The sequence below is a fragment of the Nesiotobacter zosterae genome, from assembly GCF_033843645.1.
Classification (GTDB): domain Bacteria; phylum Pseudomonadota; class Alphaproteobacteria; order Rhizobiales; family Stappiaceae; genus Pseudovibrio; species Pseudovibrio zosterae.
Genome location: NZ_JAWXVZ010000002.1, coordinates 336,270 through 356,518, shown reverse-complemented (window position 1 = coordinate 356,518; position 20,249 = coordinate 336,270). Strand labels below are relative to the sequence as shown.

Sequence of the window (20,249 nt, the reverse complement as noted above, 5' to 3'; positions counted from 1 at the left end):
AGGGTTGGTAGTTGTGCCCGCCGGAGCTTAGAAACCAAAATGATCAGGCGTCTTGTTCGTCCTGGTCATCCTGCCGTTCCCGCTTTCGCTCGACGAGCCGAACACAATAGATTGAGACTTCGTAGAGAAGCAAAGTGGGAAGCGCAAGACCGATCTGCGAAATCGGATCAGGAGGTGTTAAAATTGCAGCAGCTGCAAACGCAATCACAATGGCATATTTGCGCTTGGACTTGAGCGTATCAGCACTAACCATTCCTGCCCGCCCCAGAAGTGTCAGCACAACAGGAAGCTGAAAGACCAAACCAAAGGCAAAAATCAGCACCATGATCAGGCTGAGATATTCACTCACGCGCGGCAGCAACTGAATGGCTGCCTTCCCTTCTCCGCCAGCTTGTTCCATGGACAGGAAGAACTGCATGGCCATTGGCATGATCAGGAAGTAAACCAGAGCCGCACCGATGCCGAAAAGGATTGGGGTCGCGAACAGATATGGCAGGAATGCGCGCTTTTCGTGCTTGTAAAGCCCGGGTGCCATGAACATGTAAATCTGCGTTGCAACAACCGGGAATGACACGAACAGCGCTCCGAACAAAGCCAGCTTCATTTGAGTGAAGAAGTACTCCTGTGGCGCTGTATAGATCAGCTCAATGGACCGTGATGCACCTGCAGCCCGCTCGTAAGGCCAGATCAGAATATTGAACACATCCGTTGCAAAGATGAAGCAGATGATGAACGCAATGGATAGTGCAATCACCGACTTCACTAGACGTGAACGCAGCTCAATCAAGTGCTCAATCAAAGGAGCGCGCGAGGCTTCGATCTCGTTTTCACTCATGCGCTTCCCCTCCAGCAGATTTATGAGTTTTCTTGGAAGAGTTTGATCCCTCTACAGAATCAGTCGAGAGCACGGGCTCTGGAGCCTCTTGAACTGTTGGCGCAGCGACCGAAACACTGCTGGCTCCATTCACGCTATCATCAGACGCTTCGCTCTTGGGGGCGTCGGATTTTGTTGATGTGTCAGGCTTGGCTTCAATGCTCTTTTTGAGTTCACGCTCTTCTTCAGAAAGAGACTTCTTCAAATCCCCCAGCGGATCAAAGTTTTGGGCGGCATCCGCTTTGCGGCGCATCTCATCGATACCGGCCTGCTTTTCTGCTTCTTTGATCGCATCATTGAACGTGGACTGAAAATCACCCGCCATGCGTCGCATAGTACCAATTGTCTTGCCGAGTGTTCTCAGCATACCGGGCAATTCCTTGGGCCCCACAACGATGATTGCTACCACACCAACGAGCAGCAATTCTGTCCAGGAGATATCGAACATGTACTCAAGCCGCTTTCAAAATACACGACGCCAGCCGACCCCACATCTGCGGCCGCGATGGCCGCAGACCGACGGAGTACGGTCTTAGCTCGCCTTGGTCTGGTCGCCGGTCTTTTCAGCGCTGGACTGAGGAGAAACGGTCTCTGAGGCCTTGTGGTCCAGAACCTTCGGTTCTTTCTCCTCGGAAGCCGCCTCTTGAGCGTCATCCTTCAGGCCTTTTTTGAAACTATTGATTCCCTTAGCGACGTCACCCATCAGCTCGGAAATCTTACCGCGACCGAACAACAGCACCACAACCACTGCGATGATGACGATCTGCCAAATACCAATAGAGCCCATAGACCAAACTCCTGTTTCTTGGACTATTCATTTCCATGAGTCAGATTAACATACCGCCTCTTGCAAGGGGTAGAGCTAGCCCAAACTCCTAAACACAAGATCTGTCAGGATCACCTTGAAAAAACAAGCACATCCCTCTGATCCACGGCGAAATTTACCAGTTCACCAGCAGAAAACTGCAAAACATCGCTGGTTCGAACCCGAATTGGCTTGTCCAAGCCCTCTACCTTGACTTCTAACAGGTCAACCTCTCCTGCCATATTGCGCTTTAGTACCGTTCCACGCTGCGTCAGAGGCCCTGCTTCTCGCTGGGTGCGAACATGATGAGGCCTTACACAGATAAGAACTGAATCACCCTCTTCAAATTCTGAGGCTTCAAAAGAACCTAATGGTGTGTTCACCGTTTTGTTCTTGACCACCGCTTCAACCTCGTTGAGATCTGAGAAGAATCGAGCACAGAAAAGGTTGACTGGTCGGAAGTAGATTTCTTCAGGTGTTCCCACTTGCACCACTTTACCAGCGCTCATAAGAGCTATGCGGTCCGCAACACGCAAAGCCTCCTCGGGATCGTGGGTGACCACCACAGCGGTCGCTCCCTGCTTGCGGATCATATCGAGCGTGTGCTGACGCACATCATCGCGCAACCGGCTATCAAGACCTGAAAAGGGTTCATCCATAAGCAACGTATGAGGTTTAGGTGCCATGGCACGGGCAAGCGCTGCGCGCTGTTGTTCCCCACCGGACAGACCATGCGGATACTCATTTGCATAGCGGGCCAGGCCGACCATGTTGAGTGCGTCCATTGCCCTGCTCCGCGCTTCATCCGCGGGCAAGCTCTTCAAGCCAAATAGCACGTTATCAAGGATCGTAAGATGTGGGAACAAGGCGTAGTCTTGGAACATGAGCCCCACACCGCGCTGTTCTGGCGGTAGATACCGTGCATCGTCAGCAACGACCTCGCCGTTCAGCAGAACCCGTCCGCCTTCTTGGCGAACGACGCCTGCCGCGATGCGCAGCAAGGTTGTCTTACCGCAGCCCGAATGGCCCAGAAGACAGAGAACTTCGCCAGAAGAAAGACTTAAGGACACATCGTTGACGGCAGGAAGAGTGCCATAGGAGTGGCTTATGTGCTCAAACGCTAACCGCGCCATGGGGTCTCCAAGTTTACCTTAGTTTACGCCCCTCATGCCCCAGCTGGCCGTTTAGGTCAACCGGCCTGACCTGGTTCACTTCAAAGCATCACCCTTGTTCGCCTTGCTTTCCGTAGCGCCGCCTTCCTCTTCGCCCTCTGACAGGGCAAAAAGATCGTCCTCATCCAACGGATCTTCATCCTCGGAGAGTTCCGAATTGTCGTCTGGCACCGGCACCTTGAAGCTGGCCGGAATCGCGCTGTCCAGAAGCCCGGACCCTTTCAGTTCATCCAGTCCCGGCAGGTCACGGATACTTTCAAGGCCAAAGTGATCAAGGAATTCAGTTGTTGTTCCGTAAGTAACTGGCCGCCCTGGTGTCCGCCGGCGTCCGCGCATTCGCACCCACCCCGTTTCCATCAGAACATCCAGCGTACCCTTTGATGTAGAAACGCCCCGAATTTCTTCAATCTCTGCTCGGGTCACAGGCTGGTGAAATGCAATGATAGCAAGTGTCTCCAGCGCTGCACGGGAAAGTCGTTTTTGCTCGACAGCTTCCCTGTGGAGCACGTGCTTAAGATCATCAGCCGTTCTGAAGGCCCAACGTTCCGCAATCTTTCGCAGTACAACGCCGCGCTTGGCGTAGTGCTCAACCAAAACATCCATGGCAGCTTCCACGTCGCGCTTGGCAGCCCGCAGACGCTCAGAAAGCTCGCTTGTGCCTATTGGTTCGGCAGAGGCAAACAGGATCGCTTCGATCTTGCGCTGCAGATCTACTGCCTCAAAAAAAGCTTCATCATTGAGTGGCAATTCGAAAGGATTAGCCGTCTCGCTAACACTACCTGAAGTCTTGCTCATTCAAGTGCCCCCTGCTCTTGTGCTTGCTCGTCGGCCTCGGGTAATTTCGGCCTGGAGCGCATATAGAGCCGTTCAAATGGTCCCGATTGCTGAAGCTCGATTTGCCCCTCCCGAACCAACTCCAGACTGGCAGAAAAGGTGGACGCCAAAATTGTCGAGCGCTCTCGCGGGTCGTCCATATATTGCAGCAGAAAGCGATCAATGGGTGTCCAGTCGGCCGCAGCGCCAATCAGCCGCTGTAACAGTGCCCGCGCTTCTTGAAGCGACCAGACTTGGCGCTTCTCATAGTGCACTGATGTTACCGAGCTCCGTTGGCGCTGCGAAGCATACGCCGTGAGCAAATCATAAAGGCTTGCAGACCAGACGCTGGTTTTTTCGATTGAAACTGTTTCCGGCGTCCCGCGAGGAAAGACGTCACGACGAAGCCGGTCCAGGTTCATTAATTTGGCAGCAGCGTCACGCATTGCCTCAAGACGTTGCAATCTGAAGGCCAGAGCCGCGGCCAGTTCCTCGCCACTCGGTTCGTCGTCAGAGCTTTCGACCGGTAGAAGCAAACGCGATTTCAGATAGGCAAGCCAAGCTGCCATAACCAGATAATCCGCTGCGAGTTCAAGGCGTAAGCGCCGCGCTTCGCGAACAAACGAAAGATACTGCTCAGTCAGCTGCAAAATGGAAACTTTGGTAATGTCCACCTTTTGGGAACGTGCAAGTGTAAGGAGCAGGTCCAACGGCCCCTCAAAGCCCTCCACATCCACGCGAAGGCTCGGCTCGGACAACCCGGCGCTTTCCGGCGCTGAAGGGGTCAGAAAATCATCCTGAACCTCCGCCGCCCCACCTTCTGCGATGGACGTATCAGACATATATTAGGTCAGCTCCCCAGCCTGACGGACCAATTCCTCAAATTCATCTCTAAGCCCTGAAGCATTCGCCGCAGGCTGTGGTGCCAGAGCAGATTGCATTGCTTCATTAGCCCGCAGGAAGCAGCCATCCTTCGTCCATGGCACAGCCCGTGCCACTGCCACCATTTCTTGCATATCGCCGTTGCAATGCAAGACCATGTCACACCCGGCCTCAATGATGAGCTTTACCCGTTGCTCAACATCACCACCAAGTGCCTTCATAGAGATATCATCGCTCAACAGGCATCCCTGAAACCCCAGTTTCCCGCGCAACACTTCAGAAATGGCGCAGGGTGACTGCGTTACCGGATTGTCAGGATCGATCGCCTCAAAAACAATGTGAGCAGTCATGGCCATTGGACAATCCGCGAGCGCCTTGAAGGGAACGAAATCCTTTGTTTCGAGTTCCGCCAAAGCCGCTTTCACTCTCGGGAGTTCAAGGTGGCTGTCAACAAGCGCCCGGCCATGACCCGGCATGTGCTTCATGACCGGAACAACGCCAGCTGCAAGTGTTCCATCGATAGCGGCACGACCCAGCGCGATGACAACATCCGGGCTGGTCCCATAGGACCTGTCACCGACGATATCGCTCGCCCCTTCAGTGCGCACATCAAGAACCGGGAGGCAATTGACTGTAATCCCAAGGGAAATCAGATCAATACCCATCAGATAGCTCTGGAGGTATACGGCTCGCTTGGCCTTCTCCGGGTCTACGCCCCAAAGGCGAGCGAGCTTTCCCATGGCCGGATACTCCGGCCAATGCGGCGGCCGAAGGCGGCGAACACGCCCGCCTTCCTGATCTATGAAAACAGGTGCGTCTTCTCGTTCCACAGCCATGCGAAACTGAGAAGTAAGGTGTAAAATCTGTTCTGGGGTGTCTATGTTGCGCGCAAAAACGATCAAACCCCAAGGCTTTTCAGTCTTGAAGAAATCGATCTCATCCTCGGAAAGTGAGGTGCCCGCGCATCCACTGATAAAGGTTTTGTAGCTCATTACCCATTCGGGGTAGCTTGACGCGTCCGCCGCGTCAAGCAAGAGAGCAGCTTAGTTCCGGCGAACGAAGCAATCCCCACCAGCATTTTTCAGATCTGTGCAGAACTGGTTGGCGCTGCCCTGCCCGTCAAACGGAATTCTCACCCGGTAGAAAATCCCTTTGTCACCAAGATCAGCACGCACCACGACAGGGTTTACGCCCGACATCAGGCTTGGGAAACGGTTCCTAAGGCTACGAATTTCGCCATTGGCCTCTTGCTGCGTGCGCACAGAGGAAACCTGAACGATGTACGCCCCAGCCGGTATTGAGCCTCCAACAGATGGAGCAGCGGCAGCTGGCGCAGGAGGTGCGGCGGTTGGGCTCAGCACAAGTGGTCCTGAGGTGTTACCGCTGAACGAGGCGGAGGCAACCTGAGTTGCCGGAACCTCTGGCTTGATGCGAGGCGTTGCCTCTACAATTGCTTCAGGTGCAACTTCAGTCACCTCTTCGTCGCCATTTTGCGCAGAAACGTCAAACGGATTCGAAGGCGCAGGTGCCGCAGGCTCTTGTGAGGTACTGCGAATACCAAGAGAGGAAGATGGTGCCTGCGTCGTTCCAGAGAAAGCCCCAACGGTTGGCTGGTTGCCAGAACCGGAGGCATCGCTGCCAATGGTACCGAGCGAAGCTGTCTGCTGCTGTGACAACAAGCGCGTGCTGTCCTGCTGGGCGTTTTCCGACAGGCTGTCTGCAGAAACGATTGTCCCGTCCGGGCGCACAACAACGGTGCGAACACGCTTTGGTGTATTGACGATCAGAGCGTTATTTTCTTCCGCCTCTGCATCAGGTGCAGGTGGCAGAGGATCAACCCTCGCGGTGTCCCGAGGCAACATCCGTTCGCCCTCTGGAGCTTCCTGACTGCTGTTTGGAAGAAGGATCTGAGCCTGATTTTTGTCCGAGGGTTGCTCAGCCGGATCCGGGAACTCTTTCATCGGAGTGTTTTCGGCCAGAATGATGCGCGGAGGAGTGCTGTCTGCAACCTCACCGCCGAGGCCGAGCACAAAGTACCCTGCACCGCCGAGGATGAGTACACCGCCAATGGATGCCGCCGCCAACAGGCCGCGTTTCAAACCACCGCTCTTGCGAAGAGCTTCCTCTTCCTCATCATAGGCGCTCTGCGTGGCAGCAGCGGGTGCGACAGCCGGCAAAATGCCTTCTCCATTCAAGGATGGATCCTCGGCGCGCATGGCCTGCGCAACCGCATCCAGATCATATCCTTGCGGAGGTGGTGTTTGATCTTCGTTGTCGTCGTACTCACTGTTTGAAATGTGCTCGGCAGCAGCTGGCCAAGTCATTTCATCAATATCTTCTTCGTCCTTCTTCATTTGCGCGGCGGAGTAACCCGGAGGGGCAAACAGCTCGTCGTCCTGCGCATCTGCAAGAGGTCGTTCAATGGCACTGCGATCCATTGAGGCAATCAACTCATCTTCAAAACTTGCCAGCGGATCAGGTGCACTCTGTTCCTCTGGCGCGCTTTGCTCTACCGAAACCTCAGGTACGTTGTTACCAGTATCGTACCCGTGCCGCGCATTCAGCTCTGCAAGAAGATCGGCTTCAAACTCCGGCACTTCTGGAGCGGCGCGCATTGACTCTGGCTCCAGAGGTATCGGAGAAACGGCAGTCTCATCTTCGCCCTTCGTGTCCAACTCAAACTGACCGAAGTCAGGAGTGAAACCGCTAGAGGGGGCTGGAGTGTCCAACTCGGCTGGATGCTGGTGCGTTTCGTCAAGGGAGGCACGCAGGTCGGCTGCTTGAGGTCTTGTTGGCTCAACGCCCGATCCCAACTCATAAGCACCGGTCACCTCATGAGAACTGGCCGCAACACCAGCACCCGGCGCAGTCGTAACAGGTACGTGTGCCGCGACGGTTGGAGCAGCCGCGCTAGGCGCGCTCACACTTGGATGTTCAGGCAGAGGCGGTTCTACAACCGGCTCGGCAACGTCAGAAGCCTTTTCTCCGCCAAGGCTTGCAGCCAAGCTGCTTTCCAGGTCACGAGAAAGTTCGGCTTCAAAGTCAAAGTTCGGCTCGTTAGGACGAGCCGCTGCATCCCCAACCAAGGCTGGCGCTACAGGCTCTTCCGGCTCGCCAAAATTTGGCTCAGCAGGCATTTCAGGAGAGACTTCAGGCTCTGGAAAGACTTCAGGCTCAAAAGCTGCGTAAGTTGTTGACGAAGCACTAGCCGCCACTGAAACAGGCACCTCTACTTCAGCAGGCTTGGCTGGGGACGGCGGCGAACTGGCAGAACTCGCCGAAAAGTCTTGTGTGGACGGCGGCGACTGAGGCTGCTCGTCTACGCCATACTCATAAAACGTATCACCGGAGCGCGGATCAGCAGACGAAGCTTCGTCCACTTCCAGTTGCGCTTCACGATGGGTTGGGAGCTCAACAGATGGCGCTGGTGATGCGTAAACTTCAGGTGCGCTGTCATTCGGAGCAGGCGGCGCGACGAATGGTTCATTCGCTACAAAACGCTCGGGATCAAACGGTTCACCAGTTTCAACGGGCGGCACGTACGGAGAAGTAGCTCGCGGCGATTCCGAAACGCGCAACGGTGATGGCGCATCAACCCGCTCATCTGAGCTCTGAGCTGCCTGCTCTTCAGGCGTTGCTGCCTGTTCTACTGGAGTCCCCAGATTGCGAAACGCGGCATCCAAAGCGGCGAATGGATCGGAATTTGGAGTCTCGGCCGGTGTACTTGTTGGCGGCGGCGGTAAAATGCTGTCAGGGGTACCATCATCCAAACGAGAGCTTGGGCGGTAACGTGTGGCGCTCTCGCCTACGATGCGGGCCAATTCCACCAACGGATCTTCGTCAGGCACCCAGCCTTGCTGTCCTGTGTTCTTTTCAGGTGCTGGTTGCGCGCCACCCGGAATATCGTAGTCGGTGCGTTTGGACATAGCAGCGAAGTCTTCCCCTAAAGCAGAGGCTCGCGACCAATACCGCGAACCTCTGTACTCTGATACACTAAGTCATTGACTGCACTATCGCATTTCCTCAGGAGCATCCACACCCAGTACATTCAGGCCGGAAGCGATCACTTGGGAAACCGCATATACCAATGCGAGTCGAGCCAAGGTTAATTCTGGCTTTTTATCATTAATAAAGCGTAATTGCGGCTTTTCCTTGCCTTTTGACCAGTGTCCGTGAAGTGCACTTGCCAGCTCGTAAAGATAAAACGCCACCCTGTGAGGTTCGTGAGCTTCAGCTGCGCCGTCAACTATCCGAGGCCATTGAGCAAGTTTAGCAATGATATTTTGCTCACCCTCATCCTCCAGCAAAGCAAAGTCAGCAGCGCTAAGAGATTCACCAGAAACAGAAATCCCGCCTAACTCTTCGGCAGCCTGGCGTAGAACGGACTTACAGCGGGCGTGACCATACTGCACGTAAAAGACGGGATTGTCTTTTGACTGCTCCGTAACTTTCTGGAAGTCAAAGTCCAGATGTGCGTCATTTTTTCTATAAAGCATCATGAAACGCACAGGATCTCTTCCAACTTCTTCCACAACATCGCGAAGAGTTACGAAGTTACCCGAGCGTTTGGACATCTTGACTGGCTCACCAGCACGGAAGAGCTTTACCAACTGGCACAGACGACAAATCACCTCTGCAGAACCACCGGAAACGGCACGGCCCACAGCTTCAAGACGCTTAACATAGCCCGCATGGTCTGCACCAAGGATGAAGATCATTTCCTTGAAACCACGATCGAGTTTGTCCTTGAAGTAGGCAACATCGGCGGCAAAGTAAGTGTAGCTGCCATCAGACTTTACCAGCGGACGGTCGATATCATCGCCATAATTGGAAGAGCGGAACAGCGTCTGTTCGCGATCTTCCCAGTCATCTGGCAACTCGCCTTTAGGGGGCGGCAAGGTGCCTTGATAAACCAGATCACGCGCACGCAAGGAGTCGAGCGTCAGGTCGATGGCCTTCCCCTCACCATGCATCGACTTTTCAGAGTAGAACACATCGTGATGCACATTGAGAAGATCGAGGTCGGCCTTGATCATCTCCATCATCTTGGAGACAGTAAAATCCTTCAAAAAGGCATGGCGCTCTGCTTCAGGCTTGTCTTTAAAAGACGCGCCGAACTCTTCCTTCAAGGATTGCCCAACCGGGATCAGATACTCACCAGGGTACAAGCCCTCTGGTATCTCGCCAATATCTTCGCCAAGGGCTTCCAGATACCTGAGGTATGCAGATTGTGCCAGAACGTCGATCTGAGAGCCCGCATCGTTGATGAGGTATTCACGCGTTACATCGTAACCGGCAAATGAAAGGAGGTTGGCGAGCGCATCACCGACCACGGCCCCACGGGTGTGCCCCACATGCATGGGCCCTGTCGGGTTGGCTGAGACATACTCAACGTTCACCTTGGTGTTTTGCCCGCGAGCTGAGCGGCCAAAATCCTGTCCAGCAGCGACAACAGCGCCCAGCACACGGGACCAGACGCCCGGATTGACGCGGATGTTGATGAAGCCTGGCCCGGCAACATCAACAGCAGCTACGTCGCTGTCAGAGCGCAGACCTTCAGCGATCTTCTCAGCAAGATCGCGCGGCTTCATCTTCAACTGCTTGGAGAGCACCATGGCAGCGTTCGTCGCCAAATCACCATGTGCAGCATCTCGCGGCGGTTCAACCGTTACTCGGGAGAGGTCAAGCGCTCCCGCTTCCGGTTCCAACCCAAGCGCAGCAACAACCGCACTTATCCGCTCAGCAAAATCTGCGAAGATGTTCATTGTTTCTAGCCTAAATGTGTGTCTGCCACCCTGCCCGCGCTGAAGGCTCCCCAGCAGCCACTAAGGCAGGATAGATTTTTTGTTTGCTTGGCGGCACTAGCGCAAATCTGGCGTATCGTCAAATAATCTGCGGTGCTCGTCGATTGCGTAACGGTCTGTCATTCCAGCAATAAAATCGCAAACACGTCGCGCAATGTAGGTGGAATCCATGCCAGCCAACCCTTCAGACCACGGCTCTGGCATTTTTATCGGCTCTTTCATGTAGAGATCAAAAAGATCACGCGTTACCTGCGCAACTTTCTTTCGCACCTCAAGAACATCTGGATGACGATACAAATTCTGGAAAAGGAAAGCCTTTAAAGCCTTTTCCTTCTTGGCCATATCGCTTGAAAACGAGACCACCGCATGATCTGCAAAGCGAATTTCATCAACGCGACTTGGCGCAAGCAGCTCCAATCGGCGGATGCTCTCAGAGATGACATCTTCGACCATACGTGTAATGCAGCGGCGCACCATCTCATGGATCCGGCGTCCATCCTCAAGCCCTGGATGAAGCGTATCTACTTCCGTCAGGATTTCATCGAGCAATGGAACCTCATGCATCGCATCAAAGCTCAAAAGGCCCGCGCGCAGACCATCGTCAAGATCATGCGCATCATAGGCAATGTCATCGGCAATTGCCGCCACCTGTGCTTCCGCACTCGGCCAGGACCACAACATCAAATCCTGACGCTTCGCATATTCTTGAATCGCGAATGGAATTCCGTTTTTTGCCAGCTTGCCAACGGCATTCCCTGCCCTGTCCGTAATAGGCCCGTTGTGCTTCACAAGACCCTCTAACGTCTCCCACGAGAGGTTCAGGCCATCAAACTGCGCATAACGACGCTCAAGATCCGTCACAATCCGCAATGACTGAGCATTGTGATCAAATCCACCATGGCCTTGCATGCACTCGTGCATCACATCCTCACCCTCATGACCAAACGGCGTATGGCCGAGGTCGTGGGCAAGCGCCAGGCATTCTGCCAAGTCCTCATCAAGACGCAGCGCTCTTGCGAGCGAACGAGCGATCTGCGAAACCTCAATGGTATGCGTCAGCCTCGTACGGAAGTGATCCCCCTCATGATAAACAAAGACCTGGGTCTTGTGCTTGAGGCGGCGGAATGCAGTGGAATGGATGATCCGATCACGATCGCGCTGGAATGGAGTACGCGTCGGGCTTGAAGCCTCGGGAAAAAGCCGATCGCGTGTGAGGTTGGGGTCGACAGCATAGGCAGCACGGGGCTGCGCGCCATATCCAAGTGTAACGGTCATTTGTTCATTTCCCCCAATGCAACACCTTTTAAGGGCATTGACGCTTTGCTCTGAGACACATACCTATTGAGGTAGTTCATCAATGAAACCGACAGGTGACAGCCTCCCCAGAATCCTGAGGTGATTTGCCTCAGGTAAAACAGATACAGGCTGAAACTACAAGAGATTGGGCACTATAGCCTCGACGGGAACTAAGAGAATGAGCGAAACACCAGTGGCTATCACAGATGCAGCGATCAAACGCGTAGCCAAGATTCTCTCTAATGAGCCGGATGGCACCGTCCTGCGTGTAAGCGTTGAAGGTGGCGGCTGTTCCGGCTTCCAATACAAATACGACCTCGTGACTTCTCGCGAGGAGGATGACCTTGTCTTGCAGCAAGACGGCGCAACGGTATTGATCGACCCGATCTCCGTGCAGTACATGGACGGCTCCACCATCGACTTCGTAAATGACATCATGGGACAGTCTTTCCAGATCAAAAACCCTCAGGCAACTGCGGGCTGTGGCTGCGGAACAAGCTTTTCCATCTGACAATTCGGCTGCCCGACCAAATTGGTTGGGCAGTGCCCTCTCACTCCACTTCCACCCTCTTTCGTTTACGTGGTAGAAACCCTGTACAAATCACAGGTTCGAAAACGACGAGGGCTCCCATGAAAATTGCAAGCTGGAACATCAACGGCGTCAAAGCGCGCCTTGAGACTGTTCTGACGTGGCTAAAAGAAGAAAGCCCGGACATTGCATGTTTTCAGGAAATCAAATCAGTGGACGAGAACTTTCCACGACAGCCCTTTGAAGAGCTTGGCTATAATCTTGAGACCCATGGCCAGAAAGGCTTCAATGGCGTCGCCCTGCTCTCCAAACGCCCGTTTGAGGAAGTCAATCGACGCTTGCCGGGTGACGACAGCGACGAACAGGCCCGGTACATAGAGGGTGTGGTCGCTGGCGACACGCAGCCGGTCCGTTTTGGTTGCCTTTACCTGCCAAACGGCAATCCGATTGAGACCGAAAAGTTCCCATACAAATTGAACTGGATGGATCGCCTTCACGCCCATGCCATGGAGACACTGAAGAAGGAAGAGGCTTTCATATTGTTGGGTGACTACAATGTGATCCCTCAGCCTGAAGACGCCGCCAAACCGGAAGCTTGGGTCGGCGACGCCCTCTTCCAACCGGAAAGCCGCGCAAAGTTCCGCGCGCTCCTAAATTTGGGCTTCACCGAGGCAATCCGCGCAACCAACAAGGATGCAGGTGTCTACACCTTCTGGGACTACCAGGCTGGTGCTTGGCAAAAAAATAACGGCATCCGAATTGATCATCTCCTTCTGTCGCCCGAGGCCGCAAGTATTATGACGGGTACCGGCATCGACAAACATGTTCGAGACTGGGAAAAGCCATCCGACCACGTACCGGTCTGGGTGAACCTCGCCGCGTAATCATTTTCTAGCAAGCATTCAGGGAGCAACTGCTATGGGGTATATCCCATCTGACCAGCGCTACGACACCATGAAATACAACCGATGCGGGAAAAGCGGCTTAAAGCTCCCGGCGATCTCGCTTGGTTTCTGGCACAACTTTGGGGAAGACTTCCCACATGCAAACAAGCGCGCGATCTGCCAAACCGCATTTGACGCCGGCATCACTCATTTTGATCTTGCAAACAACTACGGCCCACCGAAAGGATCAGCTGAAGAAGCATTCGGGCAGATCCTGCGCGAGGACTTCCGTGGCTACCGAGATGAGATGATCATTTCCTCAAAGGCCGGATATGACATGTGGCCCGGCCCATATGGTGAGTGGGGCAGCCGCAAGTATCTTGTCTCCAGTCTGGACCAATCACTAAAACGCATGGGGCTGGACTACGTCGACATTTTCTACTCCCACCGCTTTGATCCTGAAACTCCACTTGAAGAAACAATGGGCGCACTGGACCAGATCGTGCGCCAGGGCAAGGCCCTCTATATTGGTATCTCTTCCTACAACGCCCAGCGAACGAAAGAGGCAATTGCCATATTGAAGCAGCTTGGCACCCCGCTTCTTATTCATCAGCCAAGCTATTCCATGTTGAACCGCTGGGTTGAGGAAGATGGGCTGCTTGACACGCTTGATGAGGAAGGTGTCGGTAGCATTGTGTTCTCGCCGCTGGCGCAGGGTATGCTGACCACCAAATACCTTGGCGGTATTCCGGAAGAAAGTCGCGTCGCTCAAGGCAAGTCCCTGCCTCAAGGTTTCTTGAAAGAAGAAACTCTGGCGAGCATTCGGGCACTTAATAACATTGCCGCAAGCCGTGGCCAGACATTGGCTCAGATGGCACTGGCATGGGTTCTTCGCGGTGGCCGTGTCACATCAGCCCTCATTGGTGCCAGCCGACCAGAGCAGGTATCCGATTGCGTCGGTGCAATCCAGAAGCTTGAGTTCTCTGAAGAGGAGCTAACCCTGATTGATAAGTATGCAAAAGATGCGGACATAAACATCTGGGCCCAATCTGCAGAGCGTGAAGGACCATCAAGGAAGTAGGTTCCCGTCTGATCGCCTTTACAAACAAGCCTTCTTTAAAGCTGGCCCGAACGCGGGCTGGCTTTTTTTTGGGTCTCTGAAAGGCTTAGAGATAAGGCATCTGAATCGCGCTGTTTAGGCAAATCCTACGTAGTCATACCTCTTATTTTCCACCCCTGGCGTCCATTTACGGCCCGATTCAAGATATTTCAGTTTTTGCATGGCAGATACGACTCATTTGCATATCTTCCATTTACGCATATTCCCCTAAGCTAAAACCGTTTAAATGTGGCATCGTATACATTAGAATTGGCCAAATTTTAATATATGACAGTTTCAAATCATTCTAACTCCAGTAATTACACTTAGAAAAATCCAAACAACAAAAATAAATTCGGCTGAATTCTGCCATTTTTATTGATTACATACTTTAGAATAAGATTAAACAGCACAGCGTTGGTATACTTTTGCATGAACATGGTCTGCATTTCGCGCATCCCTGCTACCCGGCTTACTGTTGACCTAGATCAAGTTACAGCCCCCGCAGAAGCGTAAATTGGGGTCACCAAGCATTGGAACGCAGCTAAGGCGTTGCACTACAGATCCGAGGATGGGTGTTTTGTGGTCGATCGCGCCGAACTGCAAGAATGAGGGAAAATAAGATGGGCGTCCATCAAGACATCAACAAGGTTACAGACAGCAGCCTTCCATTCCTCGACGACGACACCCCTGCAGCATACAAGGGTTTCGTAAAAGGCGATTGGAACAAGGAAGTTGATGTTCGTAACTTCATCCAGTTGAACTACACCCCTTACGAAGGCGGCAAGGACTTCCTTGCTGGTCCAACCAAGGCAACAACAAAGCTTTGGGACCAGGTTCTCGAACTGATGAAGGAAGAGAACAAAAAGGGCGTTCTCGACGCAGACACCGAAGTAGTGTCCTCGATCACTTCTCACGGCCCTGGCTACCTGAACAAAGACCTTGAAAAGGTAGTTGGCTTCCAGACCGACGCGCCTCTGAAGCGCTCTCTGCAGCCATACGGCGGCTTGAAGATGGCGGTAGCTGCGCTGGAAAGCAACGGCTACAAGATCTCTGAGAAAACTGCTGAGATTTTCGAGAAGCACCGCAAGACACACAACGACGGCGTATTCGACGTTTACACCCCAGAGATCCGCGCAGCTCGCTCTGCAGGTATCGTAACAGGTCTTCCTGATGCATATGGCCGTGGCCGTATCATCGGTGACTACCGCCGCGTTGCGCTTTACGGCATTACACGTCTGCTCGAAGACAAGAAAGCACAGAAGGCTTCTCTGGATGGCAACGTTCTGACCGAAGACGTCATGCGCCTGCGTGAAGAGCTGTCTGAACAGACCCGTGCTCTTCAGGAACTCCTGGAAATGGGCAAGGCATACGGCTTTGACATTTCTCGCCCTGCTGAAAACGCACAGGAAGCTTTCCAGTGGCTGTATCTTGGCTATCTGGCAGCAATCAAGGAACAGAACGGCGCAGCCATGTCTCTCGGCCGCACCTCTACCTTCCTTGACATCTACATCCAGCGCGACCTGGACGCAGGCCTGATCAACGAAGAACAGGCACAGGAGCTGATGGACCACTTCGTCATGAAGCTCCGTATGGTTCGCTTCATGCGTACCCCAGAGTACAACGAACTGTTCTCTGGCGACCCTGTTTGGGTAACCGAAGCTATCGGCGGTATGGGCATCGACGGTCGTACTCTTGTAACCAAGAGCTCCTTCCGCGTTCTGCAGACCCTGGTTAACCTAGGCCCTGCACCAGAGCCAAACCTGACTGTTCTGTGGTCTGAGTTCATGCCGAAGGGCTTCAAGGATTTCTGTTCCGAGATCTCCATTGAAACTTCTTCTGTCCAGTACGAAAACGACGATCTGATGCGTCGCTACTGGGGTGACGACTACGGCATCGCATGTTGTGTATCCGCTATGGCCATCGGCAAGCAGATGCAGTTCTTCGGTGCGCGCGCTAACCTTGCAAAGGCACTTCTCTACGCCATCAACGGTGGTGTTGACGAAAAGACCGGCAAGCAGATCGGTCCTCGCCTGAGAGCCTACACCGGTGACGTTCTCGTATGGGACGAGCTGGAACCACTTTACGACCAGATGATGGACTGGATCGCAAAGGTATACGTGGACGCGCTGAACTGCATCCACTACAGCCACGACAAGTACAACTATGAGCGCATCGAAATGGCGCTTCATGACCGCGACATCCTGCGCACAATGGCGTGCGGTATTGCTGGTCTGTCTGTTGTTGCTGACAGTATCTCTGCGATCAAGAACGCAAAGGTCAAGGTGATCCGCAACGAAGCTGGTCTGGCAGTCGACTACGAAATCGAAGGTGATTTCCCAACCTTTGGTAACAACGACGACAGCGTAGACAGCATTGCAGAAAACCTCGTGAAGAAGTTCATGGGCAAGATCCGCAACCAGACCTTCTATCGCGATGCAATGCCAACTCAGTCTATCCTGACCATCACCTCTAACGTGGTGTACGGCAAGAAGACTGGCTCTACTCCAGACGGTCGTAAGGCTGGCGAGCCATTTGCACCGGGCGCAAACCCAATGCATGGCCGCGACAAGAAGGGCGCAGTAGCTTCCATGAAGTCTCTCTGCAAGCTTCCTTACGAAGACAGCCAGGACGGTATCTCTTACACCTTCTCCATCGTACCGAACGCACTCGGAAACGATGAAGCAGAGCGCATTGAGAACATGTCCAACCTGCTGGACGGCTACATGCACGACATGGGTCACCACATCAACGTAAACGTCTTCAACCGTGAAACTCTTGAAGACGCAATGGAACACCCAGAGCTGTACCCACAGCTGACGGTTCGTGTATCCGGTTACGCTGTAAACTTCATCAAGCTGACCCGTGAACAGCAGCTTGACGTGATCAACCGTACTTTCCACGGTCAGCGTTAATCAAAATAAAGCACCAAGTGCTCTAAAGCGGGGAGCGCGGTGAATTTCATCGCGCTCCCCGTTCTTATTCGGCCCCATTTGTTCTAAGGTGCATCCCCATGGAAGACATCGAAGGCTATGTACACTCAGTAGAAACTGGCGGTAGCGTCGATGGACCGGGTCTCCGGTACATCGTGTTCGTCTCTGGCTGCCCACTTCGCTGCCTGTACTGTCACAACCCCGACACCATGAAAATGAAACGGGGCGAAAAGACCTCTGCCTATAAGCTTCTGAAGGATGTAGCCAGCTATCGCACCTACTTCCAAACCGGCGGCGGCGGATTGACAGTGAGTGGTGGAGAGCCCCTCGCCCAACCTCAGTTCTTGAAGACGTTGTTGTGGGGCGCCAAGCAAATGGGCGTGCACACTGCGGTCGACACCTCTGGCTATCTTGGCAAGAAGGTGGACGAGGAGCTGATGGATCTGATCGATCTGTTCCTTCTGGACATCAAGTCATGGGTACCAGCGACCTATAAACACGTAACAGGTGTCGAGGTCGAGCCGACGCTTGAATTCGCAAAGCGCCTTGCCGCTGAGAAAAAAGAGGTTTGGGTCCGCTTTGTTCTGGTTCCAGGTCTTACAGACGCCCAAGAGAACATTGAGGGCATCGCGAAATTCGTCTCAGAACTTGGTAACGTCACCCGCGTGGACGTACTGCCGTTCCACAAGATGGGTGAAAACAAGTGGGATGAACTCGGCATGAAGTACCAGCTCAATGAGACGGAAGCACCCTCCCATGAGCAAACTGAAGCTGCCCGCGACACCTTCCGCAAATATGGTTTGAACGTTCACTAAGAACGCTCCCACATAGAGTTTCAAGAAGGCCGGACCCAAGATAGACCGGCCTTTTTTTTTTAATTTTAGGTCACTAGTCCTTGCCCAGCATGGACAGCACTTGCTCTCTGTCTTTGGGGTCCGAAAACCCCAGCTTTTGACGGATGTCGGCAACAGCGGCAACGCGCTCCGCATTGTTTTTTGCAATGCGCCCATCCGCATGCCACAAGCTGTTTTCAAACCCCACACGAGCATTTCCGCCCATAGTGAAAGACGCCGCTAAACAAGCTGTTTCCGCTTGACCAAAGGCACAGAGCATAAAGGGTTTTGCCCCCTCAGTCAGACCACCCTCTTTTTTCGCATGAAAGAAAGAAAGCAAGTCTTGAGGCCTGCTTTGCTGCCCGGTTGAATAGCGTCCCAACACGAATAGGCAGGTTCCAAAGCCACTTGGAACGATGTTTTCTTGTTGAAGCCGCAACAAGGACTGAAGATCCGCCGGGCTATAAAGGATGTGTTGAAGCGCGATACCGGCCTCTCGCGCGAAGCCGTAAAACCTCACAGCCACTGCAAGATCTCTGGCCATTTCCGATAGGGCCACCGAAACAGCTTCCGGCATCGCCTGTTCTACGGCCGCAGCTTGTTGCTGCGGCGAAAACACACCAGCCGCTTCCGTTGTGATCTGACAGACGGTGTCTGGCAGTTGCAGTTTGAACTCCTGAAGCAGCTCTGCATAGCGCGCGCCATCAAGGGTGTGCCGCCCTTCCTCATCACGCACGTGCAGATGAATTGCCTGCGCCCCGGCTGCGACGGCTTCTTGAGAAGCAGCAATACTCTCGGCAATATTCATCGGGATTGCAGGATGGTCCTCTTTGGTTCGCTGCGCTCCGTTCGGCGCACACATGATCAGCCGAACATTGCTCATGGCATGCCTGCTTCTTCAAGACTGACCTTCAAAGCAACATCAAGCCGGTTCACGATCTCTTCAATCTGCTGATCTTCAATGATGAACGGAGGCGCTAACAGAATGTGGTCACCGTGCTTGCCATCGATGGTCCCTCCCATGGGATAGCAAACAAGACCATTGGTAAAGGCATGTTTCTTAACCAGCGCATTGAGCTTCAAGGCAGGCACAAACGGCTCTTTGGTTTCCCGGTTCCATACAAGCTCCAGACCAATGAACAAGCCCCGCCCCCGAATATCGCCAATATGTGGGTGGTCACCAAAGCGCGCGCGCAAAGCTGCAAACAGCTTCTGACTGGCTATGTTTACCGCAGGCATGGTTTCGGCTGCACTCAACTGCTTGAAGACTGCCAACGCGGCAGCTGCGGCCGTCGGGTGGCCAACATAGGTATGGCCATGTTGGAAGAACCCTGAACCATTTTCAATGGCACTATAGATCTCAGATGAGCACATCATCGCGCCGATCGGCTGATACCCAGCCCCCAGCCCCTTGGCCATGCACAGGATGTCTGGCGTAACCTTATCCGCCTCACAGGCAAAAAGATAACCTGTACGGCCCATGCCACACATAACCTCATCGAGGATCAGCAGGACGCCATAGGTGTCACAGATTTCGCGGATGCGCCGAAGATATCCCGGCACGGGCGGAACTGCGCCCATGGTTGCGCCAACAACAGGCTCTGCAATGAATGCGGCTACCGTTTCCGGTCCTACCCGCAAAATCTCCTCTTCAAGCGCATTGGCAGCACGCATGCCGTAGTCTTCAATGGATTCCTCTTCGCGCTTGTGACGATACGCATAGCAAGGATCAATATGGGACATGTCGACCAGCAGCGGCTCAAACGGCTCACGCCGCCACATGTTGCCCCCTGCTGCCAACGAGCCGAGAGTATTGCCGTGATAGCTTTGAAGACGAGCAATAATCCGGCTACGCCTCACATCACCCTTTTCAACATGATACTGGCGCGCCAGCTTGATCGCGGCCTCCGTAGCCTCTGACCCACCAGAAACCAAGTATACCCTATCAAGGTTTTCTGGTGCTTTGGAAGCAAGCAGATCTGCCAGTTCTTCTGCAGGCTCACTGGTAAAGAAACCTGTATGAGCAAAGGCGATCCGGTCTACCTGTGCTTTTATGGCGTCGCGAACCGCTTCGTTGGAGTGCCCAAGGCAGGAGACGGCAGCTCCACCCGATGCATCTAGATAACGTTTGCCGTTCTGATCGATGATGTAACACCCGTCACCCTTCACGGCACGTGGCAGTTGCATGGCGGTATGTCGAGGGAAAATGTGGCTCATTTGTCGGTGGTTCCACGACTTCAACTTGTGATCATATTTCACAGCAGATAAGGCCGCATTTTCACTTAGACAACAAGGCAATTATTCTTTTCGGCAATTTTGCCGCCA

At 53.6% G+C, this 20,249-nt stretch carries 17 protein-coding genes; 5 read left to right on the top strand and 12 right to left on the bottom strand.

Annotated features, from left to right (window positions below; genetic code table 11):
* Window positions 1-43: 43 nt before the first annotated feature.
* From tatC to Q3Y58_RS04500, 10 genes are all read right to left on the bottom strand, one after another.
* The gene (gene tatC, locus Q3Y58_RS04545) at window positions 44-835 is read right to left on the bottom strand and encodes a twin-arginine translocase subunit TatC (RefSeq protein WP_274216838.1); all 792 of its coding nucleotides are present in this window, start codon (window positions 833-835) and stop codon (window positions 44-46) included.
* Window positions 828-1,322 (bottom strand): Sec-independent protein translocase protein TatB, encoded by a 495-nt coding sequence (tatB, locus tag Q3Y58_RS04540; RefSeq protein ID WP_319621215.1) that lies wholly within the window; start codon window positions 1,320-1,322, stop codon window positions 828-830. The genes tatC and tatB overlap by 8 nt, the downstream gene beginning before the upstream one ends.
* Before the next feature lie 84 nt (window positions 1,323-1,406).
* Window positions 1,407-1,661: a twin-arginine translocase TatA/TatE family subunit gene (locus tag Q3Y58_RS04535; RefSeq protein WP_274216836.1), complete on the bottom strand. Its 255-nt coding sequence runs from the start codon at window positions 1,659-1,661 to the stop codon at window positions 1,407-1,409.
* A gap of 110 nt (window positions 1,662-1,771) precedes the next feature.
* Complete coding sequence (locus Q3Y58_RS04530) at window positions 1,772-2,812, bottom strand: ABC transporter ATP-binding protein (protein ID WP_319621214.1); 1,041 nt, start codon at window positions 2,810-2,812, stop codon at window positions 1,772-1,774.
* Window positions 2,813-2,887: 75 nt separating this feature from the next.
* Window positions 2,888-3,646, bottom strand: coding sequence for an SMC-Scp complex subunit ScpB (gene scpB, locus Q3Y58_RS04525; RefSeq protein ID WP_319621212.1), 759 nt, complete (start codon window positions 3,644-3,646; stop codon window positions 2,888-2,890).
* Window positions 3,643-4,506 carry a segregation and condensation protein A gene (locus tag Q3Y58_RS04520; RefSeq protein ID WP_319621210.1) on the bottom strand — a complete coding sequence of 288 codons (864 nt, stop codon included), beginning with the start codon at window positions 4,504-4,506 and terminating at the stop codon, window positions 3,643-3,645. The genes scpB and Q3Y58_RS04520 overlap by 4 nt, the downstream gene beginning before the upstream one ends.
* A 3-nt stretch (window positions 4,507-4,509) precedes the next feature.
* Window positions 4,510-5,538, bottom strand: coding sequence for a beta-N-acetylhexosaminidase (gene nagZ / locus Q3Y58_RS04515; protein WP_319621209.1), 1,029 nt, complete (start codon window positions 5,536-5,538; stop codon window positions 4,510-4,512).
* Between the two features lie 51 nt (window positions 5,539-5,589).
* A complete protein-coding gene (locus Q3Y58_RS04510) occupies window positions 5,590-8,472 on the bottom strand; it encodes an SPOR domain-containing protein (RefSeq protein ID WP_319621208.1) in 2,883 nt (960 codons plus the stop codon).
* Between the two features lie 84 nt (window positions 8,473-8,556).
* A complete protein-coding gene (argS, locus tag Q3Y58_RS04505) occupies window positions 8,557-10,311 on the bottom strand; it encodes an arginine--tRNA ligase (RefSeq protein ID WP_319621207.1) in 1,755 nt (584 codons plus the stop codon).
* A gap of 96 nt (window positions 10,312-10,407) precedes the next feature.
* Entirely contained in the window at window positions 10,408-11,625 is a 1,218-nt protein-coding gene (locus Q3Y58_RS04500; RefSeq protein ID WP_319621206.1) for a deoxyguanosinetriphosphate triphosphohydrolase, read from the bottom strand.
* A gap of 199 nt (window positions 11,626-11,824) precedes the next feature.
* Here Q3Y58_RS04500 and erpA point away from each other — a divergent pair, with 199 nt between their 5' ends.
* From erpA to pflA, 5 genes are all read left to right on the top strand, one after another.
* A complete protein-coding gene (gene erpA / locus Q3Y58_RS04495) occupies window positions 11,825-12,157 on the top strand; it encodes an iron-sulfur cluster insertion protein ErpA (protein WP_319621205.1) in 333 nt (110 codons plus the stop codon).
* Window positions 12,158-12,276: 119 nt separating this feature from the next.
* Window positions 12,277-13,059, top strand: a complete 783-nt coding sequence (xth, locus tag Q3Y58_RS04490) for an exodeoxyribonuclease III (RefSeq protein ID WP_319621204.1) — start codon at window positions 12,277-12,279, stop codon at window positions 13,057-13,059.
* A gap of 34 nt (window positions 13,060-13,093) precedes the next feature.
* Entirely contained in the window at window positions 13,094-14,140 is a 1,047-nt protein-coding gene (mgrA, locus tag Q3Y58_RS04485; RefSeq protein ID WP_319621203.1) for an L-glyceraldehyde 3-phosphate reductase, read from the top strand.
* A 641-nt stretch (window positions 14,141-14,781) separates the two neighbouring features.
* Complete coding sequence (pflB, locus tag Q3Y58_RS04480) at window positions 14,782-17,073, top strand: formate C-acetyltransferase (RefSeq protein WP_319621201.1); 2,292 nt, start codon at window positions 14,782-14,784, stop codon at window positions 17,071-17,073.
* Window positions 17,074-17,171: 98 nt separating this feature from the next.
* Window positions 17,172-17,906, top strand: a complete 735-nt coding sequence (gene pflA / locus Q3Y58_RS04475; protein WP_319621199.1) for a pyruvate formate-lyase-activating protein — start codon at window positions 17,172-17,174, stop codon at window positions 17,904-17,906.
* A gap of 73 nt (window positions 17,907-17,979) precedes the next feature.
* Here pflA and Q3Y58_RS04470 read toward each other — a convergent pair whose 3' ends face one another.
* Both Q3Y58_RS04470 and Q3Y58_RS04465 read right to left on the bottom strand, forming a co-directional pair.
* Window positions 17,980-18,807, bottom strand: coding sequence for a beta-keto acid cleavage family enzyme (locus tag Q3Y58_RS04470; RefSeq protein WP_319621198.1), 828 nt, complete (start codon window positions 18,805-18,807; stop codon window positions 17,980-17,982).
* The gene (locus Q3Y58_RS04465; protein WP_319621197.1) at window positions 18,804-20,141 is read right to left on the bottom strand and encodes an aspartate aminotransferase family protein; all 1,338 of its coding nucleotides are present in this window, start codon (window positions 20,139-20,141) and stop codon (window positions 18,804-18,806) included. Before Q3Y58_RS04465 ends, Q3Y58_RS04470 begins: the two co-directional genes overlap by 4 nt.
* Between the last annotated feature and the right edge of the window lie 108 nt (window positions 20,142-20,249).